At 53.1% G+C, this 24,842-nt stretch carries 29 protein-coding genes; 15 read left to right on the forward strand and 14 right to left on the reverse strand.

The annotated features are described in order from the left end of the window. The first annotated feature begins 110 nt into the window (after positions 1 to 110). The gene (gapA, locus tag FOC35_RS22170; protein WP_016535960.1) at positions 111 to 1,106 is read left to right on the forward strand and encodes a glyceraldehyde-3-phosphate dehydrogenase; all 996 of its coding nucleotides are present in this window, start codon (positions 111 to 113) and stop codon (positions 1,104 to 1,106) included. Between the two features lie 137 nt (positions 1,107 to 1,243). Beyond that, the gene (locus FOC35_RS22175) at positions 1,244 to 2,134 is read left to right on the forward strand and encodes a D-hexose-6-phosphate mutarotase (protein ID WP_016535959.1); all 891 of its coding nucleotides are present in this window, start codon (positions 1,244 to 1,246) and stop codon (positions 2,132 to 2,134) included. A gap of 98 nt (positions 2,135 to 2,232) precedes the next feature. On the opposite strand, the gene FOC35_RS22180 is transcribed toward FOC35_RS22175, so the two are convergent. Beyond that, complete coding sequence (locus FOC35_RS22180) at positions 2,233 to 2,979, reverse strand: MipA/OmpV family protein (protein WP_016535958.1); 747 nt, start codon at positions 2,977 to 2,979, stop codon at positions 2,233 to 2,235. Between the two features lie 425 nt (positions 2,980 to 3,404). On the opposite strand from FOC35_RS22180, the gene yeaG reads away from it, so the two are divergent. After that, positions 3,405 to 5,339 (forward strand): protein kinase YeaG, encoded by a 1,935-nt coding sequence (yeaG, locus tag FOC35_RS22185; protein WP_016535957.1) that lies wholly within the window; start codon positions 3,405 to 3,407, stop codon positions 5,337 to 5,339. A 71-nt stretch (positions 5,340 to 5,410) separates the two neighbouring features. Next, positions 5,411 to 6,694: a YeaH/YhbH family protein gene (locus tag FOC35_RS22190; protein ID WP_016535956.1), complete on the forward strand. Its 1,284-nt coding sequence runs from the start codon at positions 5,411 to 5,413 to the stop codon at positions 6,692 to 6,694. A gap of 86 nt (positions 6,695 to 6,780) precedes the next feature. Here FOC35_RS22190 and FOC35_RS22195 read toward each other — a convergent pair whose 3' ends face one another. Next, positions 6,781 to 7,509, reverse strand: coding sequence for a MerR family transcriptional regulator (locus tag FOC35_RS22195; protein WP_172570240.1), 729 nt, complete (start codon positions 7,507 to 7,509; stop codon positions 6,781 to 6,783). 130 nt (positions 7,510 to 7,639) lie between these two features. After that, positions 7,640 to 8,845, reverse strand: coding sequence for a diguanylate phosphodiesterase (locus tag FOC35_RS22200; protein WP_172570241.1), 1,206 nt, complete (start codon positions 8,843 to 8,845; stop codon positions 7,640 to 7,642). 307 nt (positions 8,846 to 9,152) lie between these two features. Between FOC35_RS22200 and ycgZ the strand changes: the two genes are divergently transcribed. From ycgZ to FOC35_RS22220, 4 genes are all read left to right on the forward strand, one after another. After that, positions 9,153 to 9,401: a regulatory protein YcgZ gene (gene ycgZ, locus FOC35_RS22205; RefSeq protein ID WP_172570242.1), complete on the forward strand. Its 249-nt coding sequence runs from the start codon at positions 9,153 to 9,155 to the stop codon at positions 9,399 to 9,401. A gap of 165 nt (positions 9,402 to 9,566) precedes the next feature. Continuing rightward, on the forward strand, positions 9,567 to 9,845 hold the full coding sequence (locus FOC35_RS22210) for a hypothetical protein (protein WP_016535951.1): 279 nt from the start codon (positions 9,567 to 9,569) through the stop codon (positions 9,843 to 9,845). Between the two features lie 49 nt (positions 9,846 to 9,894). Further along, complete coding sequence (locus tag FOC35_RS22215) at positions 9,895 to 10,161, forward strand: biofilm development regulator YmgB/AriR family protein (RefSeq protein WP_371810774.1); 267 nt, start codon at positions 9,895 to 9,897, stop codon at positions 10,159 to 10,161. 305 nt (positions 10,162 to 10,466) lie between these two features. Next, entirely contained in the window at positions 10,467 to 10,970 is a 504-nt protein-coding gene (locus tag FOC35_RS22220) for a YbaK/prolyl-tRNA synthetase associated domain-containing protein (RefSeq protein WP_172570244.1), read from the forward strand. On the opposite strand, the gene yoaI is transcribed toward FOC35_RS22220, so the two are convergent. Beyond that, positions 10,971 to 11,108 (reverse strand): small membrane protein YoaI, encoded by a 138-nt coding sequence (gene yoaI / locus FOC35_RS22225; protein ID WP_172570245.1) that lies wholly within the window; start codon positions 11,106 to 11,108, stop codon positions 10,971 to 10,973. It abuts the gene before it with no gap. Between the two features lie 118 nt (positions 11,109 to 11,226). Here yoaI and FOC35_RS22230 point away from each other — a divergent pair, with 118 nt between their 5' ends. Then, positions 11,227 to 11,673 (forward strand): DUF441 domain-containing protein, encoded by a 447-nt coding sequence (locus FOC35_RS22230; protein WP_172570429.1) that lies wholly within the window; start codon positions 11,227 to 11,229, stop codon positions 11,671 to 11,673. Here FOC35_RS22230 and FOC35_RS22235 read toward each other — a convergent pair. Genes FOC35_RS22235 through FOC35_RS22250 form a run of 4 tightly spaced genes read right to left on the reverse strand, consistent with a single transcriptional unit; the run spans position 11,654 to position 14,792 of the window. Then, the gene (locus FOC35_RS22235; RefSeq protein ID WP_172570246.1) at positions 11,654 to 12,349 is read right to left on the reverse strand and encodes an amino acid ABC transporter permease; all 696 of its coding nucleotides are present in this window, start codon (positions 12,347 to 12,349) and stop codon (positions 11,654 to 11,656) included. The genes FOC35_RS22230 and FOC35_RS22235 overlap by 20 nt on opposite strands. Beyond that, complete coding sequence (locus tag FOC35_RS22240; protein ID WP_172570247.1) at positions 12,339 to 13,112, reverse strand: amino acid ABC transporter permease; 774 nt, start codon at positions 13,110 to 13,112, stop codon at positions 12,339 to 12,341. The genes FOC35_RS22235 and FOC35_RS22240 overlap by 11 nt, the downstream gene beginning before the upstream one ends. Beyond that, a complete protein-coding gene (locus FOC35_RS22245; RefSeq protein WP_172570248.1) occupies positions 13,112 to 13,933 on the reverse strand; it encodes an amino acid ABC transporter ATP-binding protein in 822 nt (273 codons plus the stop codon). Before FOC35_RS22245 ends, FOC35_RS22240 begins: the two co-directional genes overlap by 1 nt. Position 13,934: 1 nt before the next feature. After that, positions 13,935 to 14,792: an ABC transporter substrate-binding protein gene (locus tag FOC35_RS22250; protein WP_016535942.1), complete on the reverse strand. Its 858-nt coding sequence runs from the start codon at positions 14,790 to 14,792 to the stop codon at positions 13,935 to 13,937. 294 nt (positions 14,793 to 15,086) lie between these two features. Between FOC35_RS22250 and FOC35_RS22255 the strand changes: the two genes are divergently transcribed. Continuing rightward, entirely contained in the window at positions 15,087 to 16,622 is a 1,536-nt protein-coding gene (locus tag FOC35_RS22255) for a methyl-accepting chemotaxis protein (RefSeq protein WP_172570249.1), read from the forward strand. Here FOC35_RS22255 and FOC35_RS22260 read toward each other — a convergent pair. Next, entirely contained in the window at positions 16,612 to 17,412 is an 801-nt protein-coding gene (locus FOC35_RS22260) for a helix-turn-helix domain-containing protein (protein ID WP_016535940.1), read from the reverse strand. The two genes, FOC35_RS22255 and FOC35_RS22260, sit on opposite strands and share 11 nt — an antisense overlap. Before the next feature lie 98 nt (positions 17,413 to 17,510). Between FOC35_RS22260 and FOC35_RS22265 the strand changes: the two genes are divergently transcribed. After that, on the forward strand, positions 17,511 to 18,713 hold the full coding sequence (locus tag FOC35_RS22265; RefSeq protein ID WP_016535939.1) for a CynX/NimT family MFS transporter: 1,203 nt from the start codon (positions 17,511 to 17,513) through the stop codon (positions 18,711 to 18,713). 28 nt (positions 18,714 to 18,741) lie between these two features. Beyond that, positions 18,742 to 19,506, forward strand: coding sequence for a bifunctional 2-polyprenyl-6-hydroxyphenol methylase/3-demethylubiquinol 3-O-methyltransferase UbiG (locus FOC35_RS22270; protein WP_254065328.1), 765 nt, complete (start codon positions 18,742 to 18,744; stop codon positions 19,504 to 19,506). A gap of 85 nt (positions 19,507 to 19,591) precedes the next feature. Here FOC35_RS22270 and FOC35_RS22275 read toward each other — a convergent pair whose 3' ends face one another. The 3 genes from FOC35_RS22275 to FOC35_RS22285 form a co-directional block, all read right to left on the reverse strand. After that, complete coding sequence (locus FOC35_RS22275; RefSeq protein WP_172570251.1) at positions 19,592 to 20,224, reverse strand: LysE family translocator; 633 nt, start codon at positions 20,222 to 20,224, stop codon at positions 19,592 to 19,594. 46 nt (positions 20,225 to 20,270) lie between these two features. Then, positions 20,271 to 20,420, reverse strand: a complete 150-nt coding sequence (locus FOC35_RS22280) for a hypothetical protein (RefSeq protein WP_016535936.1) — start codon at positions 20,418 to 20,420, stop codon at positions 20,271 to 20,273. A gap of 391 nt (positions 20,421 to 20,811) precedes the next feature. Then, entirely contained in the window at positions 20,812 to 21,519 is a 708-nt protein-coding gene (locus FOC35_RS22285) for a CTP synthase (RefSeq protein ID WP_172570252.1), read from the reverse strand. Between the two features lie 164 nt (positions 21,520 to 21,683). Here FOC35_RS22285 and FOC35_RS22290 point away from each other — a divergent pair, with 164 nt between their 5' ends. After that, a complete protein-coding gene (locus FOC35_RS22290) occupies positions 21,684 to 22,187 on the forward strand; it encodes a DUF523 domain-containing protein (RefSeq protein WP_016535934.1) in 504 nt (167 codons plus the stop codon). Continuing rightward, the gene (locus FOC35_RS22295) at positions 22,184 to 22,534 is read left to right on the forward strand and encodes a DUF488 domain-containing protein (RefSeq protein ID WP_172570253.1); all 351 of its coding nucleotides are present in this window, start codon (positions 22,184 to 22,186) and stop codon (positions 22,532 to 22,534) included. The genes FOC35_RS22290 and FOC35_RS22295 overlap by 4 nt, the downstream gene beginning before the upstream one ends. On the opposite strand, the gene FOC35_RS22300 is transcribed toward FOC35_RS22295, so the two are convergent. Together FOC35_RS22300 and FOC35_RS22305 are read right to left on the reverse strand one after the other, a co-directional pair. Further along, positions 22,531 to 22,836 carry a hypothetical protein gene (locus tag FOC35_RS22300; protein WP_016535932.1) on the reverse strand — a complete coding sequence of 102 codons (306 nt, stop codon included), beginning with the start codon at positions 22,834 to 22,836 and terminating at the stop codon, positions 22,531 to 22,533. The genes FOC35_RS22295 and FOC35_RS22300 overlap by 4 nt on opposite strands. Before the next feature lie 94 nt (positions 22,837 to 22,930). Beyond that, positions 22,931 to 23,809: a LysR family transcriptional regulator gene (locus tag FOC35_RS22305; RefSeq protein WP_172570254.1), complete on the reverse strand. Its 879-nt coding sequence runs from the start codon at positions 23,807 to 23,809 to the stop codon at positions 22,931 to 22,933. 130 nt (positions 23,810 to 23,939) lie between these two features. On the opposite strand from FOC35_RS22305, the gene FOC35_RS22310 reads away from it, so the two are divergent. Next, on the forward strand, positions 23,940 to 24,794 hold the full coding sequence (locus FOC35_RS22310) for a Vmh family MBL fold metallo-hydrolase (RefSeq protein ID WP_172570255.1): 855 nt from the start codon (positions 23,940 to 23,942) through the stop codon (positions 24,792 to 24,794). Positions 24,795 to 24,842 lie beyond the last annotated feature (48 nt).

The following is a 24,842-nucleotide window of genomic DNA, read 5'->3' on the forward strand; positions in this document are numbered from 1 at the left end:
CACAGGATTGATTTGTCGCAATGATTGACACGATTCCGCTTGACGCTGCGTAAGGTTTTTGTAATTTTACAGCCAACCTTTTATTCACTAACAAATAGCTGGTGGAATATATGACTATCAAAGTAGGTATCAACGGTTTTGGCCGTATCGGCCGTATCGTTTTCCGTGCTGCACAGGAACGTTCTGACATCGAAATCGTTGCAATCAACGACCTGTTAGACGCTGACTATATGGCTTACATGCTGAAGTACGACTCAACTCACGGTCGTTTCAACGGTACTGTAGAAGTTAAAGACGGCCACCTGGTTGTTAACGGTAAAACTATCCGTGTTACCGCAGAACGTGACCCGGCTAACCTGAAGTGGAACGAAGTGAACGTTGACGTTGTTGCTGAAGCAACTGGTCTGTTCCTGACTGACGAAACCGCTCGTAAGCACATCGCTGCTGGCGCGAAAAAAGTGGTTCTGACTGGTCCTTCCAAAGACAAAACGCCAATGTTCGTTAAAGGCGCTAACTTTGAAAAATATGCTGGCCAGGATATCGTTTCCAACGCATCCTGCACCACCAACTGCCTGGCACCACTGGCTAAAGTTATCAACGACAACTTCGGTATCGTTGAAGGCCTGATGACCACCGTTCACGCTACCACCGCAACTCAGAAAACCGTTGATGGCCCGTCTCACAAAGACTGGCGCGGCGGCCGCGGCGCAGCTCAGAACATCATCCCTTCTTCTACCGGTGCTGCTAAAGCGGTAGGCGTTGTACTGCCAGAACTGAACGGTAAAATTACCGGTATGGCGTTCCGCGTTCCTACTCCTAACGTATCCGTTGTTGACCTGACCGTTCGTCTGGAAAAACCAGCAACTTACGAGCAGATCAAAGCAGCAATCAAAACTGCTTCAGAAACCACCATGAAAGGTGTTCTGGGCTACACCGAAGATGACGTAGTTTCTACCGACTTCAACGGCGAAATCTGCACTTCCGTGTTCGATGCTAAAGCTGGTATCGCACTGAACGACAACTTTGTGAAACTGGTTTCCTGGTACGACAACGAAACTGGCTACTCAAACAAAGTACTGGACCTGATTGCTCACATCTCCAAATAAGTTGAGATGAGTAATTAATCCTTTAAAGGGCGACGCATGTCGCCCTTTTTTATTGCTTCCACCCTCGCCCACCTTTCGGTTAACGCCGCAGCTGGCCTTAACCCGAACGTGCACCGGGAAATAATAAGGTTGAGCCAATGATTACTAAAATTTTTGCCCTTCCGGTTATCGAACAAATTAGCCCCGCCCTCTCTTTGCGCAAGCAGGATCAGCTCGACGTCATCGTCGTTGACCACCCTCAGGTTCGCGCCTCTTTTGCGCTTCAGGGTGCACACCTGCTTTCCTGGCAGCCTGCCGGTGAAGACGAAGTGCTGTGGCTGAGCGACATTACCCCGTTCCATAAAGGTAAAGCCCTGCGCGGCGGCGTGCCTATCTGCTGGCCGTGGTTTGGCCCGGCTGAGCAAGCTGGCCTTCAGGCACACGGTTTTGCCCGCAATCTACCCTGGACGCTCAGCGCCCATAATGAAGACGCCAACGGCGCGGTGCTGACTTTTGAACTGCATCATAACGAAGAAACGCTGAAGCTGTGGCCGCACGAATTCACGCTGTACGCGCGCTTCAAGCTGGGCAAAACCTGCGAAATTGAGCTGGAAGCCCACGGCGAATTCGAAACCACCTCCGCCCTGCATACCTACTTCAACGTGGGCGACATTGCCGATGTGAAAGTCAGCGGGCTGGGTAATCCATATATTGATAAAGTGCTGAACGAAACCGCAGGTCAGCTGACCGACGGCGTGCAGACCTTCCCTGACCGTACCGACCGCCTCTACCTGGAGCCGGAAGAGTGCAGCGTTATCCACGACGCAAGCAGCCTGAAGCGCACCCTGAACGTGGTTCACCACCATCACTATAACGTCGTCGGCTGGAACCCTGGCCCGGCGCTCTCCGTTTCAATGGGCGATATGCCGGACGACGGCTACAAAACCTTCGTCTGTGTGGAAACGGCCTGTGCTTCTAAAAAGCAGAAAGCCGCTGCGGAAAAACCAACTCGCCTGAGCCAGACCATCAGCGTGGCGAAGAAAGGCTAAGCTACCTTTCACCAGCGCGGGGCAACAGATTTAGCCCCTGCACCACAGAAAAGCAAACGGGGCGTAATCGCCCCGTTTTAGTGCGTTAGTTGCACCAATTAGAAGCTATAGTTAACCCCGGTCAGCAGAACGCCGGTCCAGTTGCTGTTAACCATTGGGCTGTCGGTCACTTCTTTAGACAGGCGCACATAACGCCCCATGCCGAAGATATTCCAGTCGTCGGTCAGCTTGTAGTTAACCGAAAGCTCAACATACGGCGACCAGCTGTTGCCCGCGTCGTACTCATTCAGGCCGCTGCGGGCAGATTCCTTGCCGCTTACGCCGTAGTAGTAATCGTTCTGCTTCTTGCTGTCCCACGTCACACCCACTCCAGGAGTCAGAGTTAAGCGGTCAGCATTGTAGCGATACAGCCAGGCGGTATCCCAGGTGATCCCGTTGCTGTTGTCGAGGATGTCCCCGGCAAGCACGGTACGCAGGAACCCGTAATCGGTGTTATGCACCCAGGAAAGACCGGCCATCACAGTTGAATGGCGGTAGTCCAGCGCGCGCATGCTGTCGTAGTTGCTGTCTTTCGGCCTGAAATGCAGCGGCGAATAGTAAGCGGTAACGGAAAGCTTGTCCGCTTCGTCATTCCACAGGTAGTAACCCGCGTTGAAGCCACGGAAGTAGAAGTTTTCCCCTTCATAGCCAAACAAAGGAGCCGGATAAACGCGGTTCTGATCACCTTTATAAGGGTTTGGCGATACCAGAGCACCAGCACCAACGGACCACGGCCCTTCAGCGTGAGCCGCGGTAACGGAAGAAGCAAGCAGCACGCCTAATGCGAGAAGTTTGAAATTGGTCACAATCCTTTCAGTCCTTTAATCAAATAATCAGCCGAAGAAGTTTAACCGCCCTTGGCTCTCATCCCAAATAATTTACTTAATCTCAACCTTTAACCAACCCATAAACATCCCGTAACTCGATGACGGGAGGTTTTCATATTTATGGCAGCGGCATGAACGGTGTTTCCCTCGCTTATCTCAAAAGCGAAATTTTTATGATGAGTTATTGATATGTCATTGAAATTGAGTTTCGGCCGTATGCAAGTTTTGCAAATGCCATCTACGCTTTATTTTAGGGAGACGAACGACCAGGAAAGCAGCGCTGATGCCCGTCATCAACCTGGCATAAGGGTTGCTGTAACTTAAGCAGACGTCTTCCGGGGAGCCTCTACTACACATTCCAACGGCTCTTTAACCTGTGCTAAAAAACGAAAGGACGGCATGCCATGAATATATTCGATCACTATCGCCAGCGTTATGAAGCTGCCAAGGACGAAGAGTTCACACTGCAGGAATTTCTTGCTATCTGTAAACAAGATCGCAGTGCCTATGCCAACGCGGCAGAACGGCTATTGACGGCCATTGGTGAGCCAGTGATGGTGGATACTGCCACAGAGCCACGGCTGTCCCGTCTCTTTTCGAACCGGGTGGTTGCCCGCTATCCTGCTTTTGAAGAATTTTATGGCATGGAAGAAGCCATCGAACAGATTGTTGCCTATCTGAAACATGCGGCCCAGGGCCTGGAAGAGAAGAAACAGATCCTCTATCTGCTGGGGCCGGTGGGCGGCGGTAAATCATCGCTGGCGGAACGCCTGAAAGCGCTTATGCAGCGGGTGCCGATTTATGTGCTGAGCGCCAACGGCGAACGCAGCCCGGTGAACGACCATCCTCTTTGCCTGTTCAATCCGCAGGAAGATGCCAATATTCTGGAAAAAGAGTACGGCATCCCTAACCGCTACCTCGGCACGATTATGTCGCCGTGGGTGGCAAAACGCCTTAACGAATTCGGCGGCGACATCACCAAATTCCGCGTGGTGAAAGTCTGGCCTTCTATTCTTGCCCAAATCGCTATTGCCAAAACCGAGCCGGGCGATGAGAACAACCAGGACATCTCCGCCCTGGTCGGTAAAGTTGATATCCGTAAGCTGGAGCACCATGCGCAAAACGACCCTGATGCCTACGGCTATTCAGGCGCACTGTGCCGTGCCAACCAGGGGATTATGGAATTCGTCGAGATGTTCAAAGCGCCCATTAAGGTGCTGCACCCGCTGTTGACCGCCACTCAGGAAGGAAACTACAACGGCACCGAGGGTATCTCCGCCCTGCCGTTCAACGGGATAATCCTGGCGCACTCGAACGAGTCGGAATGGGTGACTTTCCGCAACAACAAGAATAACGAAGCCTTCCTTGACCGTGTATACATCGTCAAGGTGCCTTATTGCCTGCGCATCTCGGAAGAGATCAAAATCTACGAGAAGCTGCTTAACCACAGCGAGCTGTCCCATGCGCCTTGCGCTCCAGGCACGCTGGAAACGCTGTCCCGCTTCTCTATCCTGTCGCGCCTGAAAGAGCCGGAAAACTCTAGCATCTACTCAAAAATGCGCGTCTACGATGGTGAAAGCCTGAAAGACACCGACCCGAAAGCCAAGTCCTACCAGGAATACCGCGACTACGCAGGCGTGGACGAAGGGATGAACGGGCTCTCCACCCGCTTTGCCTTTAAAATTCTCTCCCGCGTGTTCAACTTCGACCACGTTGAAGTGGCGGCCAACCCGGTGCATCTGTTCTACGTGCTGGAGCAGCAGATCGAACGCGAACAGTTCCCTCAGGATCAGTCCGAGAAATACCTCGAGTACCTGAAAGGCTACCTGATCCCGAAATATGCGGAGTTTATCGGCAAAGAGATCCAGACCGCGTATCTCGAATCCTACTCGGAATATGGGCAGAACATTTTTGACCGTTATGTGACCTACGCCGACTTCTGGATCCAGGATCAGGAATACCGCGACCCGGACACCGGCCAGCTGTTTGACCGTGAAGCCCTGAACGCGGAACTTGAGAAAATTGAGAAACCGGCCGGGATAAGCAACCCGAAAGATTTCCGTAACGAAATCGTGAACTTCGTGCTGCGCGCCCGTGCCAATAATAATGGTCGCAACCCGAACTGGACCAGCTACGAGAAGCTGCGTACGGTTATCGAGAAGAAAATGTTCTCGAACACCGAAGAGCTGCTGCCCGTTATCTCGTTCAATGCCAAAACCTCCACCGACGAGCAGAAAAAACACGATGATTTTGTCGACCGTATGATGGAGAAAGGCTACACCCGCAAGCAGGTTCGCCTGCTGTGCGAATGGTATCTGCGGGTGCGTAAGTCTTCTTAAGGGAGTTTGCTGCGGACCACGCCGGGCGGCGTGGTCCCTTTGCGCACCTGGCATAAGCAGTTGGGGGAACTATGGCCTACTTTATAGACAGGCGGCTTAACGGCAAAAACAAGAGCGCGGTCAACCGCCAGCGCTTCTTGCGTCGTTATAAGGCGCAAATTAAACAGTCGATCTCCGGGGCCATTAACAAGCGTTCGGTTACCGACGTGGAGAGCGGTGAGTCCGTCTCCATTCCAAATGAAGATATCAACGAACCTATGTTTCATCAGGGGCGCGGCGGCCTGCGTCACCGCGTCCACCCGGGCAATGACCACTTTGTGCAAAACGACCGCATCGAACGCCCTCAGGGCGGCGGAGGTGGCGGTGGGAGCGGCCAGGGCCAGGCAAGCCAGGACGGCGAAGGCCAGGATGAATTCGTATTCCAGATCTCCAAAGATGAATATCTCGATCTCTTGTTCGAGGATCTCGCCCTGCCGAACCTGAAGCGCAATCAGCACCGGCAGATAACGGAATTCAAATCACACCGCGCCGGTTTTACCTCAAACGGGGTTCCGGCCAACATCAGCGTCGTTCGTTCGCTGCAAAACTCTCTGGCCCGCCGCACGGCGATGAGCGCCGGTAAGCGCCGCCTGCTACATGAGCTGGAAGAGAGTCTCGAAGCCGTTAGCCGCAGCGAGCCGGCCCAGTTGCTGGAAGAAGAACGCCTGCGCAAAGAGATAGCCGAACTGCGGGAAAAAATCGCCCGCGTGCCGTTTATCGACACCTTCGATTTACGCTACAAAAACTACGAAAAACGCCCGGAGCCTTCCAGCCAGGCGGTGATGTTCTGCCTGATGGACGTTTCAGGATCGATGGATCAGGCCACCAAGGATATGGCGAAGCGCTTCTATATTCTGCTTTACCTGTTCCTGAGCCGGACCTACAAAAACGTGGAAGTGGTTTATATTCGCCACCATACGCAGGCCAAAGAGGTAGACGAGCACGAGTTCTTCTATTCGCAGGAAACCGGGGGCACCATCGTTTCCAGCGCCCTGAAGCTGATGGATGAAGTGGTTCAGGAGCGCTACGATCCGGCGCAGTGGAACATTTACGCCGCGCAGGCATCGGACGGCGACAACTGGGCGGACGATTCGCCGCTGTGCCACGAAATACTGGCGAAAAAACTACTCCCGGTAGTGCGCTATTACAGCTACATAGAAATCACCCGCAGGGCGCACCAGACCCTGTGGCGTGAATATGAAAACCTGCAAAGCACCTTTGATAACTTTGCTATCCAGCATATTCGCGATCAGGATGATATCTATCCTGTATTCCGAGAACTGTTTCAAAAGCAAACCAGCGATGCTCATGGCTAGCATAAAACCGAAAGCCGGTGAATCACCGGCTTTTTTATCAATGGCAGAGGAACGGGACGGATAAAATGAATTAAGTTTACGTCCGTTTATTGATGAAGTTCGATGTCATATCCCCACTGTTTCCAGTGAGCGAGCTGATGCTGCTGCTCTTCTAATAGCGCTTTCCCCATCCACAAAAAAATGTGCTGCCCCGGAAAAAGCTCCGGGCGAAAAGTTTCAACAGGCTCCGCAAGCACGTTAACTTGCATACCTCTGCGGGATAGACGCCACGCCTCAAGCCACAACGCTGTTCGGTCGTCTGTTTGCCAACCGATGAGCAGCACCTCCTCCCCACTTTGGCTTTGCCCTTCTGTCAGGCATTGTGCGCAGTGCCTTATCAACACGCCATCCAGCAGGCTGCACATCAAAGAGGCCGTAGATTCATCCTGGCTGAGTTTATTTCTCACCGGTAACAAAAGATTATCGATAAGCAGATCTGCACTGTGTTCCCGGCTCAAAGCAACAATTTTATCACGTAGCTTTGCGGGGTTAACCTTTCGCAGAAGTAGCATCATTTCTTCTTGCAGCGTCACCCACAGCTGCTCTTCGGGAACGTGGGTGCGCTCAAGCAGGGCTTTCACTTTGCCCACGGAAACGCCTTTGCTCATCCAGTATTTAATTTCTTCAATGCGCTGAATGTCCGCATCATCAAACTGCCGATGACCGCCTTCGCTACGTTGAGGCTTTAGCAAACCATATCGGCGCTGCCAGGCACGCAGCGTGACCGGGTTGATTCCACATCGCTCTGCTACATCGCCGATAGTGTAATAGGCCATAGTGTCCCTCCCCGTACACAGTTCTCATGCTTCCATTAAAACACCCGTCAATCTGTTCAATGTGTACAATTTTTTCCGGTGTTGTACAAGAAAAAATTAAATGGCTGCCAGGCAGGGTATTCGACAGACATCACAATTCGGCCTGTCGTTCCGGCCAGGCAATCGCAAAATGGCCCCCGGCACAGGGTTTAGCAAACAGGTTACCCTGGAAGTGAGAAATCCCCGCCGCCTCCAGCCACATCCACTCTTCCGGTTGTTCAACGCCGGTTGCAGAGACCGCGATTTCAAGCGAGGCGCAGCACTTGATAATCGCCAGTATGATAGCCTGCCGCGGCCCGCTTTTATGAATATCCCGAATAAGCTCTCTGTTAATTTTGAGTCTTTCGGGCTGGAACTGTGCCAGCAGTTGAAGCCCTGCAAAACCGGCACCAAAATTATCTATCGCCAGCTTGATACCTGCGGATTTAAGCTGCCTGATGGCTTCGGTAAAGGCGCCAATATGCGGAGTAATTTCACTTTCGGTAAATTCAATCACCACCTGCTCGGGTACAAGCTTGTTAGACTCAATTTCCGCTAGCAGTTGTTCTACGGTCCCGGGGATTATCACCAGGGTCATGGCCAGAAGGTTGATGCATAGCGTTTGCTGGCCAATATTCGCACCCTGTGCTGCGGCAAAGGCCGCTTTAGCATTCAGCAGATCGCGCAGGTAAAGATTGTCATTCATATCTTCATTGCCGGAGTCAGGTGATAAAACCGCATCCGCTGTTAATGCTTCAATCGCCGCTACCGAGCGCGCCATGGGGTCAACAATCGGCTGAAAAACAGTCTTTGCACGCGGGTCATCCATGCCGGAAGCTCCGCTATCTGGCGCATCAACGACAAATTCCCACGTGCCGCGTTGGGGGATCTCAAAATAATTTTCTTTTTCAGTCGATTCGATAAAGGTGCGGAAAAAACTTAAAGCACGGTCATCATAGGCCAGCTGATACCGGCTGGTACCTTTTTCCAGAACGACCTGTAATACATCGTGTTTATCGTGTTCTCTTAAATCAAAAAGCTCCATTCCCACTCGCCCGAAGCGGCGGGCTGGCGCGTAGTCGCAAAGCAATTCAACGATGTTGTAGTGGCGGCTGTCTTTGCAAATAGCGTGATAAATTTTATCTACACATTCTTCAGGGCCTTCCAGCAGTTGAAAGAAATGCGTGCCGTTGAAAAGCAGTATTCCCGTCACATCCGCGTCAATATTTTTAGCGTTTGCGGCATAAACCATCTCCTGCAAGACCTCGAAAGGCGTGCTGCTGTGAATATGGCTGCGATAGATGATAGTCGTGAGCATGAGCGTTCCCTGCGGAAGGATAAGCTAATAATTTAACAGATAGCCGCTGAGACGTCGCCACAAACCCAACAAAACCTAAACAATTGAACAACATCCCGCATTTTCTTTTGCATTCCCCCTGAGTTTATCCTGTACAAGTTGACGCACAAATAATTTAAACAAAACCAAAAATAACTAACTGATAAATAACAAATAGCACTTTTAATCAAAAAATAGCAAGCGAAGTAATACACCTTTGTGTACAGTTTTTATAGCAATTGCATAACTTAGTTAACATTTTGCAAAGTTTAAATTACAGGAGCGGCTTATGCGACAGAACACTTTTATGCCCGGTCAGAACACGGCAGAAAATGATATTGCTCGTTATTTCAGCAACGCAATCCCTCTCTCTCAGCAGGAGACCATGGGGCAGATCGTGCTAGAAATTCTTAGCGATGGCCGCAATTTGAACAGAAAAGCGATTTGTACAAAATTACTGTCGCGCCTGGACAAGGTTTCGGAACCCGAAGAAGAAAAGCATTATCAGGCGCTGTTGGGCATGCTTTTCACTCGCTAACGTGATGGCCAAACCGGAGTTCCACCAGATTAGTGGTCTGTGCCCCCCAACAGGGGATAAGCCACAGTGTTGCAAATACTGAGTTCTTCCTCATTCTCAGGCTCCGGCTAATGACTTCATGCCAGCACTTATCCAAATACTGGCGAGGAAATCAGGAGTAAAGACGTGAAGAGAAGCGATGATGAACAATTAACGGACGAGATGATCGGTGAGGCAGCTTTATCCCTGCTCAAAAGTAACAGCGCAATAAATACTCGCGCCTTAGTCGCCAAATTAGAGGCGATGTTTATATCCGAACAAGACACACGGCGGCGCAAAGTGCTGCAAAAAATTATCGAAGAAATTGAGGGCAATATTTCCCGGGTTTCGGCGGGAAAGAGAGAAAAAGAAGCGCGTTCAATAGCGGTAGAGACTAACCAGCGTAACGCAAAAAATGTCCACTAGCGGCCCATGGCCAATAACTGAAAAACGGTGAGTGACTATGACACAGCTAATTTCCAATACCTCTGAAATGCATACCGGGCTTTCTGACAAAGCATTAACCGACTACATCAGAAGCGCCGGAGATCGGCATGCCGAGGAGAATGCGGCTATTTCTCAGGCAATAACGGCCATTCTGTCTGCCAATAAGTCTGTTTCTAACAAAGCCATTATCATCTGGCTGGTGGAGGCTCTGGAAACCACCGACGATGTTGTGATGTGCGATGTCTACCGCAACGCCCTGGAAATTGTGGTCGGCCACACCATGGATGATATTTAGAAAGCGTTGGGAAACATTATTACCAACTGCATGGCCAACGCCATTTAGCGATCACACAAAGTAAAGGCCGATCATCAACGGCCTTTACTCTTCCTTCTCCACCAACTCTCCCCCGCTGTCACCCTACCAATTCAGGCATTGAAACTGGCCGACATCACTGTATATATTCACAGCCCCCCCTTTTAAAAGAATCGAAGACAATGAAAAGAGAACGCTACCAGCTGGATTTTCAGACCTGCGGCATTTATCATCCTGAATAGATAAAACATCGAATACTGGACAAAATGTTTATACAGAGGCAGGCAATGACAACCGAAATCAAAGGTGAAAAGGTTCATCAGCAGCTGGTTAACCTGCTGGAGGAGAATCAGGCTCGTTATCGGGTGGTCAGCCACGTTGCGGCAGGCAAGTGCGAGGAAGTCTCGGCTATTCGCGGCACCGAACTTGGTCAGGGGGCAAAAGCGCTGGTGTGTAAGGTGAAAGGCAACGGTCTGAAACTGCACGTTCTGGCGATTCTGGCGGCAGATAAACAGGCCGATTTAAGCCTGCTGGCGCAGCATCTTGGCGGGCTGAAGGCCTCGCTGGCAAGCCCTGCGGAAGTGGATGAGCTAACCGGCTGCGTATTTGGTGCTATCCCCCCGTTCAGCTTTCATCCTCAGCTTAAACTGGTGGCAGACCCGTCTATTTTTGAGCGCTACGACGAAATAGCCTTTAACGCCGGGCTGCTGGAAAAATCAGTAGTAATGAATGCGCAGGATTACCTTCGTATTGCCGAACCCGAGCTGGTGGATTTTCACCGCACGGCATAGCTACCAGCGGCGCTCGAGATAAAGTACCGACATCACCAGCGCCGAAGCTATCACCAGGAATACTGCCGTAATACAGAGCGTATCGAAAAACGCAGGATCGTTCATCGCCTTGCCGCCTTTAGCCATTACATCGGTCAATTATTAAACACCAAAAATGACAAAATGATGAATGCTAAGAAATAAAGCGGCGGGTACATTAGCAAATGAATAACGATAAAAATCTTCTTTTGGCTCGTTTTTGCAAGGAAACCTCATGATATTCGACTCAACTTTATTAATACTTCTGGGCCTCGCCGGGCTGGGTTTTGTTAGCCACAACACCACGGTCGTCGTCTCCATTCTCGTGCTTATCATCGTGCGGGTTACGCCGCTCAGTACCTTTTTCCCGTGGATTGAAAAACAGGGCCTGACCGTCGGGATTATTATCCTCACCATCGGCGTGATGGCGCCCATTGCCAGCGGCACTCTGCCCGCCAGCAGCCTGCTCCACTCCTTTACTCACTGGAAGTCGCTGGTTGCCATCGTGGTGGGTATCGCCGTTTCGTGGCTGGGCGGGCGCGGCGTAACGTTGATGGGCAACCAGCCAGGCCTGGTTGGCGGCCTGCTGGTAGGCACCGTCATTGGCGTCGCCTTGTTCCGCGGCGTTCCCGTCGGGCCGCTGATTGCCGCGGGCCTGGTTTCCCTTATAGTGGGGAAGCAATAGCTCCGCGGCGCTGCCAGCGACTAATCCGCCAGGCTAGCGCGCTGCACAGCAGGTAATACACCAGCCCGGTAAAGATAAAGATAGCCGCCGGGTATATCTGCACCCGGCTGTTAACCTGCCCGGCAACGGTGGTTAACTCCGGCACGTTGACGATAAACGCCAGCGAAGTATCTTTGATAAGCGAGATAAACAGCCCGGCGAAAGACGGCAATGCGTTACGTAGCGCCTGAGGCAGCAGAACCAGCCTTAAAGACTGCCACGGCGTAAAGCCCCCGGCCACGGCCGCTTCGCTCTGCCCCTTCGCCAGCGACTCCAGGGCGGCAAGCGCGGTGTACATTACCGCCGCCGAGGTAAACCACGCCAGCGCCAGCGTGACGGTCAGCGGCCCAGGCAGGTCACGCCCGGTGATTGCAGGCAGCAGGAAATAGAGCCAGAAGATAACGAAGATCAGCGGAATACCGCGGATAAGATCGGCCCAGATAAACAAGACTCTGCGCACCACTCCGCCGTAACGCCAGGCTAAGCAGGCGAACAAAAGCCCGAAAATAAGCGCCAGCACTCCGGCACCGGCCGCCATCAACAACGTTAACAGCACGCCCCCCGGCTCGCCCTGCGCCATTCGCCCCCACAGCAAATAGTCGAGGTTATCCGAAATAACGGTCAGATTAGCTATCATGCTGCACCTCCACTTTTAAAGCAGCCTGCCCTTCCCGCCTGTGCTTGCCCGGCGCAAAAAGCGTAAACAGTCCGCTCATAACCAGCCCCAACAGCAGGTAAAGTACTGTTCCGACGGCAAAGGCCGCCAGCGCATGTGCGTTGTAGCTTTCGATTCTGCGCACCTGACTCGTGAGTTCGGCAAAGCCGATGCCGGTCGCCAGGGAAGAGAGCTTCATCAAATTAAGATACTGGCCGACCACCGGCTGCCAGGCGTTGACCACGCCCTGCGGGAGCAGCACGCGGCGGAACAGCTGCCAGCCGGAAAAACCCTGCGAAAGCGCCGCCTCGGTTTGCCCTTTCCCCACCGCCTGTAGCCCGCTGCGGATCTCTTCGACCAGAAATGCGGAGGTAAAAAGCCCCAGCCCCCAGGCCGCGCAGAGGAATTCAGGCGTCAGCCACCAGACGCCTCCCGGCAGCTGAGACCAGCTGTGATCGTCGTTGATAAACCAGCGTAAGCTTTGCGGCAGCGCGTTCCACGCGGCGAAGTACCAGAAAAGAAGCTGCACCAGCAGCGGCGTATTGCGGAAAATAGACACCCAGCCTGCGGCGATAAAACGCCCCCAACGCCCGCCCGCCAGCCGCAACCCTAGCAACAACAAGGTACAGAGCGTGGCAATTACGCTCCCGGCAAGCGTAACCCAGGCGGTAGTCAGCACGCCGGAGATAAGCCACTCGCGCGGCGCGCCGGTCAGCACCCCGGCCCAGTCAAAATAGTTGTTCATCACTCATCCCTTGCATCCGCATGCAGCGGGTCGAGAACCTTTTGCAGAAAACGGCGCGCCCGCGGGTGCTGCGGCGAACGAAAGAACTGAGCCGGAGCCGCCTGCTCGAGGATTTCGCCGCCGTCGATGAACACCACCCGGTCGGCAATTTCGCGGGCGAACTGCATCTCATGCGTGACCACAATCATGGTTATGCCGCTGTGAGCAAGATCCTTCATCACCTGAAGCACCTCGCCTATCATCTCCGGGTCCAGCGCCGAAGTTGGCTCATCAAACAGGATGATTTGCGGGGAAGAGGCCAGCGCCCTGGCAATAGCAACGCGCTGCTGCTGCCCGCCGGAAAGCTGCGCCGGGTAGTGATGAGCTTTCTCGGCCAGCCCCACCCGCGCTAACAGCGCCAGCGCCTTCTCACGCGCTTTATCGCGGCTCCAGCCGTGCACATGAGTCAGCGACAGCGTAATGTTTTGCTCGGCGGTTAAATGGGCATAAAGGTTGAATTGCTGGAAGACAAAACCGATCCGGCTACGCAGGCGGCGAAGCGCGGCACCGCTCAGCCGCCGGGTGGGTTTCCCGTCGATATAAATATCGCCATCGCTGAGCGTTTCAAGCTGGTTAATCAGCCTGATGAGCGTGGATTTTCCCGACCCGGAAGGGCCGCAAATCGCCACCACTTCGCCCGGCGTGATGCTGAGATCTATCGCGCGCAGCACGGAATTATCGCCATAGCTTTTACTGGCTTTGCGAAACTCCACGCTGGCGGACTCCAGATGCAAAAAATCCGCAGCCGAAGCTGCGGACAAATGAGGCGGTCTTTTAAACATATTATTTGGCTACAATTTTAAAGCTGCGCGGCTGTGGCGTTTTGCTGTCCGGGCCAAACCAGGCGTTGTAGATTTGCTCTGCCTGGCCGTTCTGTTCCAGCTTCACCAGCTCGTCGTTAACGGCTTTCAGCAAGGCTGGCTCTCCCTTTTTCACTCCGACGCCAATCTCCTCTTTACTCAGCAGGTCCGGCAGAATTTTAAACTTCGCCTTATCCGGCGCTTCGGCCAGCAGCCCGGCAAGAATAGTGCTGTCCTGCGTTATCGCCTGCACGTTGCCGTTACGCAGAGCGGTAAAGGCGAGCGGGATATCGTCATAAGAAAGCACTCGAATTGACGGGAAACGTTGCTGAAGCGCCTGTTCTCCTGTGGTGCCTTTTACCGCACCCACACGCCCTTTGGCGTAATCATCAAGCTTGTCCGGCCCGGAAACCGGAACCAAGAATTGCTGCCCAGTCACGAAGTACGGTGTGGAGAAATCGATGACCTGAGCACGCTCGGGCGTGATGGTGATATCCGCGACGATCAAATCCACTTTGCCGGACTGCAACAGCGGAATACGGTTTGCCGGGTTAGTGGCCACCAGTTCCAGCTTTACGCCCAGCGTTTTTGCCAGCGCTTTAGCAAAATCAACGTCATAACCCACGATATCGTGCGTTTTGGCATCTATGGAGCCAAACGGAGGGTTAGCGTCAAATGTCGCTACTTTGATTACCCCAGCCTTGTGGATATCCGCCAGCTGGTCTGCGTGGACCGCGGCGGAGGTCAGGCCGGACAGGGCCAGAACCAGAGAGGCAAGAGCGGTTTTGCCGCGCGCTGTGTTGTGTGCAGTTTTTTTAGATAAAGACTTTACCTGTGCCATTGATTTCCCTTGTTATCCCGTCTGTGAGCGAGCTATGCCTTTACGCTCGCATAAGCTTTCTCCCCTCGCCAATACTTAATCCTGCATTACATATGCAAAAATTGTATTAGTTAAAGCAGGGTTAAATCATTCGCTTATAGATTTAACAAATAGTTTTGCTAAGTTATTATTTTAAAAATAAAAAATCGGTCTTTTTTAGCCTAAATTTGTGATTAACCCTGTGGTTTTGGCATCAGGCGGCAAAGTTTCCCCTCTTCCTCGCCGATAACTTTTCAAAATAACAGGAGAGGCAAAATGAAATCACTGGCTCACAATTTGTTGTTGTTAATTTGCTGTTCGATTTTGATGTCTGCTCTGGTTACCGCTATTTCTCTGTACGGCAGTCACCGGAGTGCGCAAAGTACCGAAAGCGGCCTGCTGGCCAAGGATTTAATGTCGGACATTAAGCCCGCGCCTATCTATCTTATTGAGCTGCGGCTGGTGCTGTCCCGCGTGGTAGAAGGCACGCTGAACGTTGACCAGGCCGATGCGGAAATCAAACGCCTGAGCAGCCAGTGGCACCAGCGTGTGGATTACTGGAAAACCACTCTCCCCCCGGAATTACAGGACAACTTGCTCGGCGAGCAGTACAAGGCCGGAGTGGCGATGATCAAAGACGCCAACGAGCTGGTGGAGCTGATTCGCTCTGGCGCACCAACGCCGCTGTTTGAAAAACTCAAAGCCGCAGATAAAGATTTTTTTGCCCATCAAAAAGGGATCGAGTCGCTTGTTAAGGCCTCCGACCAATATGCCGATAACGCGGTTGAAAACGCCAGGGACAGCAACGACATCTCAACCCGCTGGCAGCTGATTGGCTCCGGTGCCGCCGTGCTGCTGCTGCTGGTTGTTGGCTGGTGGGTACACCGCACGATTTTCCGCTCTCTGGGCGGGGAACCGAGCGAAGTGGCCGAAATCGCAAACGCCGTGGCCTGCGGTGACCTGACCCGCGAGGTTAAGGTGCGCGACGGGGACCGAAACAGCGTGATGGCGGCGATGGAAACCATGTGCCAGCAGCTGACGATGGTTATTCATCTGGTTCACGAAAGCAGCAATCAAATTTCCACCAGCTCCAGCGAAATCGCCAGCGGCAATATTGACCTTGCCTCGCGTACTGAAGAACAAGCCAGCGCGCTCGAGCAAACTGCTTCTTCTATGGAAGAGATGACCGCCACGGTCAAACAGAACGCAGAAAACGCCCAAAGCGCCAGCCAGCTTGCCAGCACCGCCTCACGCAGTGCTGAACAGGGCGGCGCGGTGGTGGCTCAGGTGGTCCAAACCATGGATGATATTTCCACCTCCGCCAACAAGATCACCGATATCATTGGCGTTATCGACAGCATTGCCTTCCAGACCAACATTCTGGCGCTGAATGCTGCTGTAGAGGCGGCAAGAGCGGGTGACCAGGGGCGTGGTTTCGCCGTGGTAGCCGGTGAAGTTCGCAGCCTGGCACAGCGCAGCGCCAGTGCGGCAAAAGAAATTAAAGGGCTGATTGAAGATTCGGTACATCAGGTTTCTAACGGCAGCAGGCTGGTAAACGAGGCGGGTAAAACCATTAATACAGTGGTACAGGACGTTAAGCGCGTTGCCGCCCTGATGGTGGAAATTACCCACGCCAGCGATGAGCAAAGCAGCGGTATTGAGCAAGTCAGCACAGCCATCAGCCAGATGGACGTCACCACCCAGCAGAACGCGGCAATGGTGAACCAGGCCTCTGCCGCCGCCGAATCTCTGCTAGCGCAAACTTACGAGCTGAATACCGCCGTTTCCCAGTTTAAGCTCGCTAGTCTGTAAAATCGTCCCCGGCCAGGGTGCTTAAATAACGCCCTGGCGTGGTCCCAAGCGCCTTTTTGAACATAGTGATAAACGCGGTTGTGGAGTCGTAGCCCAGCGACTCTGCCGCGTTTTGCACCGTCTGGCCGCTAATCAGCAGCCGCAGGGCAATGATCAGCTGCATCTGCTGCCGCCAGCGCAGAAAACTCAACCCCGTTTCCTTCACCACCAGCCGCGAGAGGTTCCGCTCGCTCATCGCCATCTCGCCCGCCCACTGTGCCAGAGTGCGCCTCTGTTGCAGGTTTTTTGCCATTTCATCCGCCATCGCGCGGATTTTCGGGTGAGAAGAGATAGGCAACTGCAATTGCTCTACCGGCTGATTGGGCAGTTCGTCAAAGAGCACCTGCACCAGCCGCTGAGTGGCCGCGCAGCCCAGGTGTTCATGCGGCACGTTAGACAGGCGCAGGATAATCTCGCGTACCAGCGGCGAAATCTTAAGGGCGCAGCATTGATCGGGCATCGCGACCGCACCCGGTTCAATAAACAGAAAACAGAGGCGCGCATCGGCGGTGACTTTATTGCTGTGCGGCATTTGCCCCGGCACCCAAACCGCATACTGCGGCGGCACCATCCACATTGAGTTGGTGACTTCGCTGGTGATGCCTCCGTGCAGTGCCAGAATCAATTGCCCTTTACGGTGGGTATGAATTGGCTTTTCGTTGTAGCTTTGCGCCGCGCGGATCCTGAACGCCAGCGCGGGCGTTATAATGCTATCCGGGTCAAAGCCCTCAAGATCTAAATCGCGTTCCATAACTTGTCCGAATTTAGCGATAATCTGTCATTCTAGCTTGATTCGTAAAAAGGCAGAAGCGTGTATCTTTGCCCTCCCGTACTTTTGGATACTCTCTCATGACCTCGATAACTTCAGCGAGCAAGAAGAGCCGCTTTGTGCTTCTGCTCGGTATTCTGATGATTGCCACCACTTTGCGCGTCACCTTTACCGGAGCCGCGCCGCTGCTGGATATGGTGCGCGACGCGCTGGCGCTCTCCACCGCGCAAATCGGTATTCTGACCACCCTGCCGCTGCTGGCCTTTGCCGTAGTATCGCCGCTCGCCGCCGGGATCGCCCGCCGCTTTGGCACCGAACGCAGCCTGTTCGGGGCATTGGTTATTATTTGTGCCGGTATCGCCCTGCGCTCGGCGGGCCACGCCGCGTTTCTTTACCTCGGCACGGCGATTATCGGCTGCGGCATTGCGATGGGTAACGTCCTGCTGCCGAGCTTGCTGAAGCGCGATTTCCCCGGACAGGTAGCAAAACTTACCGGTGCTTATTCCCTGACGATGGGCGTTGCCGCCGCGCTTGGCTCCGTGATGGTGGTCCCGATTGCCCTGCACGGTTTTGGCTGGTCGGGCGCGATGTTGTCATTGATGATCTTCCCGCTGATTGCCCTGATTGTCTGGCTGCCGCAACTGGGCAGCCACACGGTAATGAACCTCTCCGGCAACCCGGCGATGCAAAGCAGAGGCATCTGGTCTTCACCGCTGGCCTGGCAGGTTACGCTGTATCTCGGTATTAACTCACTGATTTATTACGTGATAATCGGCTGGCTGCCGTCGATTCTTATCAGCCACGGCTATAACGAGGCAGAAGCCGGGTCGATTCACGGTATTTTGCAGCTCGCCACCGCTATTCCCGGCCTGTTTGTCGGCCTGATCCTCAGCCGGCTGAAAGATCAGCGCGGTATAGCGGCCCTGATGGCCGTTCTGTGGTGTATGGCGACGCTGGGGCTGTGGCTGATGCCTGACTTCTCAATATTCTGGGTGTCGCTCGGCGGATTTGGTTCCGGCGCGGCGATGATCCTCGGCCTCTCGTTTATCGGGATGCGTACCGGCTCCGCTCACCAGGCCGCGGCGCTCTCCGGCATGGCGCAGTGCGTGGGCTACCTGCTTGCCGCCTTCGGGCCGCCTGTAATGGGTAAAGTCCACGATATTTCGGGAAGCTGGGCTTTACCCCTGCTGGGATGCGCGCTACTTTCGGTGGTAATGGCGGTATTTGGCGCTTATGCTGGCCGCCAGAAAGAGATAGGTGCAGCGGAGAAAACCGCCGCCTGATAGCCTGGCGATGAACAAGGAGGATCGAATGAACCCTAAAAACACCACGGCAGCGCCGCAGAATATTTTTGATGACCCGGTATTTTTTGAAAACTACCGCCAGCTACGCGAGAACGACTCCGGCCTTAACGGGCTGCTGGAAATTCCCGAACTGTATTCTCTGCTGCCCGCGCTGGATGGGCTAACGATCCTCGATCTGGGCTGCGGGTTTGGCGATTTCGCACGCTTTGCCCGCAGCCACGGCGCGGCCAGCGTTACCGGGTTTGATATCTCGGAGAAGATGCTGGCCCAGGCCCGCGCCGCCACGCAGGATGAGCATATTAGTTACCATAATTTGCCGATAGAACAATTTCCGGCACAGTCCGGCCCGTGGGACTTAGCCATCTCGTCGCTGGCGCTACATTACATCGAAGACTTTGCCGCGCTGAGCAACAGAGTCTTCGCCGCCCTCAAGCCAGGCGGGGAATTCATCTTCTCCGTTGAACACCCTATGTGTACCGCCTTCCCGGTGGGCTGGCAGCCTTACGAAGAGGAAACCATCTGGCCGGTAAACCATTACCACCAGCAGGGGCTGCGCCACACCAGATGGTTTGTTGAGGACGTGCAAAAGTACCACCGCACCACGGAAACTTATATCAATACGCTGCTGGACAGCGGCTTTGCGCTCACCCGAATGCTGGAAACTAAGCCCACACCCGAGGCTCTGGCTCTGCGCCCCGCCCTTGCTAAAGAATTGCGCCGCCCGGCATTTTTGATCCTTAGGGCGACAAAAAAAAAGATTATTGAAATCTAAACCGCTTGAATATAGTGGTTTTGAGTTTAATTGAAAAATGAAGCAGCTCTGGTATTAAGAGCTGCTTCCTGAACTTCAAATATAATCAATTTATATAGGGCACCAGAGCTGAAATCAACAAGCCGGTAGCAAAAACCATGAATACGCAACCACCGATCTTGTTCAGCCAGGAAAACATATTACCATTAGCCAGCCTTTTCTTAACCGTGCTTGCAGATAACGCATAAATAAAATGAATAAGGACAACTAAGATGCAAAAGATTGCCGAAAGCAAACAGAATTGCCAAATAAAAGATTTTTCATAATTAATAAACTGAGGAAATAAGGCCATAAAAAAAACGATAGGTTTTGGATTAAAAATTGAGACAAAAAAACCCTGACGAAACCGTGATGATTTTGAAGGCAGGAGACGATACCTGCCACTATCACTCATTTTCTTTGGCGTGCTACGAAATAGCTTTACCCCTAACCAGGCAAGATAGGCTGCACCAACAATTTTAACTATGATCAGTGCAAGCTGAGAGGTCGTAATAATTATCCCTAAACTGCTGGCAGCGACGATAGAAATCACCCCCATACCGCCTGATACACCGATGATACCGGCTAAAGCACTCCTCAGGCCGTAATTTAGCGTATTCGTCAAAGTGAGCAGCACTCCCGGCCCCGGGCTCGCAATTGTAAGGTTTGCAATTAAGATATAGAGATACATCTGAGACATGATGGCGCCCTGTTCAATGGGGGCAGCGAGCCCCGATAGTTTTAAACTAAAGTGAGAGGTCTCTGTAGTCCTGTCCGGCAAACAATGGGCTATCCACCAGACGTTCGCCTTCATGTTTTGCGACCAGTAAAAGGAATCCTTTTTCCCGGAAGTCTGATATTTGCTTTTGCGTCAGGCTGAATTGTTGATTAATCATTTTACTGCTCCATTTTAAAAGCCCATCAGGGCAAGACCAACCTTAGTGGTTGAGACTGATACCGATCCCTTTTTTATTAATCTACGAAATCGTAGCATGACATATTAGCCGTTATATCTTCATCTAAAACTGAAGATCATAAAGTACCGATATTTCACATTTAATTTACTTTAGCCGCAATTGATTTACTTGTCATTAATTTCCCCAGCCAACTCTGTTTATTAATTTTAATTATAAAAACATAGAGTAAGCTTAAGTTATAGATTGTTTTGAGACATTATAAACTTGCAAAATAAGCTCATTCCAGTATGCGACACATCAATATCGGGTCGTACCAACATCATTAATGTTGCCCGCACAGTGGCAGCACAAAAATGCGGGCTTTTATCTGTTATTTCTCAGCGGCGGCCAGCCAGGCCTCAACCAGAGGCGAAGGCTTGCCTTTCAGGGCGTTACGCTCATGCTGGAATAGCGTTGCCACAAAGAAAGGATGGCCCTCAAGTTCTACCGCGCGGATCTCGCGCTGCTTATCCCAGCCCGTTGCTTTAAGAGGCTCGTTGGCAAGCGCGGTGGCAAACAGATCGGCCACGCCGTAGTTACAGTGGTAGCCCTCTTCAATCTCCGTTTTACCGTAAGCCCTGCCGACGATGGATCCCGCTTTCAGCTCAATCACATCAGACACTTCCACCAGCGAGCAGCTCAGGCGACCAATCACCAGGCGGCCTTCGCTGGCGGTTTCCGCGTGCCCTGCATCCTGCCAGCCGAGGACGTTGCGCGCATATTCAACCACCGCGTATTGAAAACCCGCGCAGGTGCCAAGGAATGGAATATTGTTTTCGCGGGCAAAGCGAATGGCCAGGTAAGCCGCATCTTCATTCAGATAGGGGCTGGACGGAACGCACCAGATGGCGTCGTAACCGACCAGATCCTCATTGCTGGTGACTTCAGGCGAAGGCAGCCAGTCGTAGTCGGCGTTGACGCCAAGCACGGCGGCCGCGTTATCTAATGCCAGAGGAATAGCCTGATGAGCGATAACCGCAGGGTTATAATCACCGATAAGCGCAATGCGTAAAGTGGACTTCAGCTGTGTGTCTGACATGCTTGTGTTGGCCTTATGTTTGAGGGAGGAGAACAACATAAGGAACGATAGATTAGGCTTTTTGCCCTGGGCTAACAACAGCAAAAATTAGCAGGTCGCCCCCTCTTCCCAAGCCTGCGGGCAATGTAGTACCGTGGCAGGTTCACTTCGCAGATAAAACTTCCATGAAAGCAAAAATACTGGTCAGCGCCTGCCTGATGGGGTTCAAAGTTCGTTACAACGGCAGCGAAAAATCGCAAATCGGAGCCGCACTTGAACGGCTACAGCAGGAAGAACGCCTGGTGGTTCACTGCCCGGAGCTGGCCGCCGGTTTAGCGACCCCGCGTCTGCCCGCAGAGCTGCTGGGCGGCGATGGAGAAGCGGCATTTCTTGGCAAAGCCGCGATTGTTGAAAGCGACGGAACCGACGTCACCCAACCCTATCTGCTGGCCGCGTGGCTGGCCCTGCAAACTGCCCGCGAAAATAACTGCCGCTTTGCTATCCTTACCGACGGCAGCCCAACCTGCGGCAGCCAAAAGATCTACAACGGGCAATTTGAAGGCGCGACAATTCCGGGACAGGGCGTCGCCTCGGCGCTATTGCGCCAGCACGGAATTGAGGTTTTTGCCGACCACCAAATCCCGCAGTTGCTGGAAAGACTGGAAGAGGTTGATAAGGAGAGAGCATGATCCGCTGCAAACGTGTTTATGAGACCCCCACCCCGGAAGATGGTTACCGGGTGCTGGTAGACCGGTTATGGCCGCGTGGAGTTAAAAAAACGGATTTACACTACGATGAATGGCCGAAGGATCTGACGCCGTCCAGCGCACTGCGCAAAGAGTTTCACAGCGAGGCCATCGACTTCACCGAATTCAGCCGCTGCTATAAAAAAGAGCTGGAACAGAATCTCAGCGCGGCAAAAGCGCTGGCAAAACACGGAAAGGAAGGAACGTTAACATTGCTGTATGGCGCAAAAAATGCCGACCAAAACCATGCTCTGGTGCTGGCCGATTTTCTGCGCCACTACGTGGATTAATGGCTGAGATGCAGCTCGTCGGTTTCCAGGGAAAAATCTTTATCCAGCGGCATCAGGTGCTCGGCTCGCACAAACGCGTAACCCTGGCGGCCATCAAATGCGATAACTTCGCCGGTGACCAGCCATAGCGGGTAATTCGCCTCCGGCGGCAGCTGCGTTACCACGCCGGTAACCGGATTAACAAAGCGCTCGCCCGGCTGGCACAGGCCAAACAGTTCCACTGCTTTACCAATATTCACCCGCCCTGCTGCGGTGCGGGCGCCAATGACCATCGCCAGGGTGCCCGGTTTTAATTGAAACATCGACTTCTTCCTCACATTTTTCGCCGCGAGATCAGAACATTCCTGGAATAAAAAGTAAACGGTACAGCGGCCAATTAGTGAGATTTTTCTTAGATTATTTTGCCAGCCGCTCCGCCAGGGCGGTTAAAAAGATCCTCAGCGCCGCCGGGAGATAGCTGCGGCTGCGATAGATACCGTAAATGCCCATCGTTCTGGGCGGGCAATCCTCCAGCACTTTCACCAGTTCGCCGCTATCAAGCCGCTGCTGCGCATCCTGCACCGGTAGCATGGCTATCCCCACGCCCTCCGCCACCGCGTCCATCAACACTACCGAGTCATTGGCGCTAAAGTTACCGCTCACCTCTACACTAAGCGGCTCGCCCTGCTCGTCCACCATTTGCCAAATGTTGCGCAGAAAATAGCTGTATTGCAGGCAATTATGGTGCGCGAGATCGGCTGGCGAACGCGGCATGCCCTTGCTTTCTATATAGGCGGGCGAGGCGCACAGCACCGAATCACACTCCCCGAGGCGGCGGGCTATAATATTCGGGTCGAGGTCGTTAGTGATGCGGATAGCGAGGTCGATGCGCTCTTCTATCATGTTTACCGCCTGGCTGCTGACGTGCAGCTCAACGCGGACATCCGGGTAGTTGCGCAAAAAGTCAGACAAGAAAGGCACGATGTAATAGCGGGCACCAAATTGCGAGCAGGCTACGCGCAAGGTACCTGAGGGCAAATCCTGCTGCTTCTGGCCGGTTATCCCCTCGGCAACTTCATTTAAACTGCGGGCCTGGCTGAGCACCCGCTCGCCCGCAGGCGTTAAGGTTAACTTGCGCGAGGAGCGATGCAGCAGCCGCTCCCCCGCCCAGCGCTCCATGTGTTCAAGATAGCGGCTTACCATCGGGCGGGACATATCCAGCGCTCGCGCCGCGGCGCTCAGGCTGCCGAGTTCGCAAATTCTGGTGTACACCTTTGCCGCCACTATTCTGTCCATTTCTCACCCTATCTGCTCGATTTATGAAATTCATGTTACCTGAATAAGGCCGTTACGATTCACATAATGCAATTTAAACTACTTTTATTCCCAAACGGGCTAACCAACTCAGTTAATCAGGATTAATGATATGAAGAAACATGCTCTGGCTGCGGCCATCTCCACTCTGGTATTCAGCGGCGCAAGCTTTGCCGCACCGTTAACGCTTGAAGTCTACAACCCGCAGGATAAGGGCGTGTTCCCTGTGACCTCCACCCTGATTTCCGGCCCAACCGAAGCAACGCTGGTTGACGCCCAGTTCAGCGTTAAGGACGGCGCAGAGCTGGTCAAAATTATCCAGCACAGCGGTAAAAAACTGACCCGCATCCTGATTACCGCCGGTGACCCGGACTTTTACTTTGGCCTGGAACCGATTGTTAAGGCCTGGCCGGATGTGAAAATTGAAGCCACTCCGCTGGTCGTTGAACACATCAATAAAACCAAAGACGCAAAAATTAAATACTGGGGCCCGATCCTCAAAGACGGCGCGCCGCAGAAAGTCTTTGTGCCTCAGGTGACCCATGCCACCACGTTTACCGTCGACGGTGAAAAGGTAGAACTGCGCCAGCCCGCTTCTCACGCCGCCTATTTGTGGATCCCTGCGAATAAAACCATCCTCGGCGGCGTGGCCGTAGATTCCGGCATTCACGTCTGGACGGCAGACTCGCAGACTAAAGCAGCACGCCAGGAATGGCGCGACGTGCTGGACGAAATGGCTGCCCTGAAGCCTGAGCGCGTGATCCCGGGCCACTTTATCGGTGAAGTGAAGCTGGGCACGGCTCCGGTTGTTTTCACCGGGGATTATTTAGCGGACTTCGAACTGGCGCTGAAGAAAGGCAAAAGCGCACCGGTTATCGCGGAGATGAAGCAAAAATATCCTAAGCTCGCGGATGAAAGTTCTCTTGAGATGAGTGCGAAGGTGAATACCGGCGAAATGAAATGGTAAACCTGAAATGACAAAAGGAGCGAAAGCTCCTTTTTCTATGGCTGATAA

Origin of the sequence: Cedecea sp. FDAARGOS_727 (assembly GCF_012273235.1) — a bacterium.
Classification (GTDB): domain Bacteria; phylum Pseudomonadota; class Gammaproteobacteria; order Enterobacterales; family Enterobacteriaceae; genus Cedecea; species Cedecea davisae.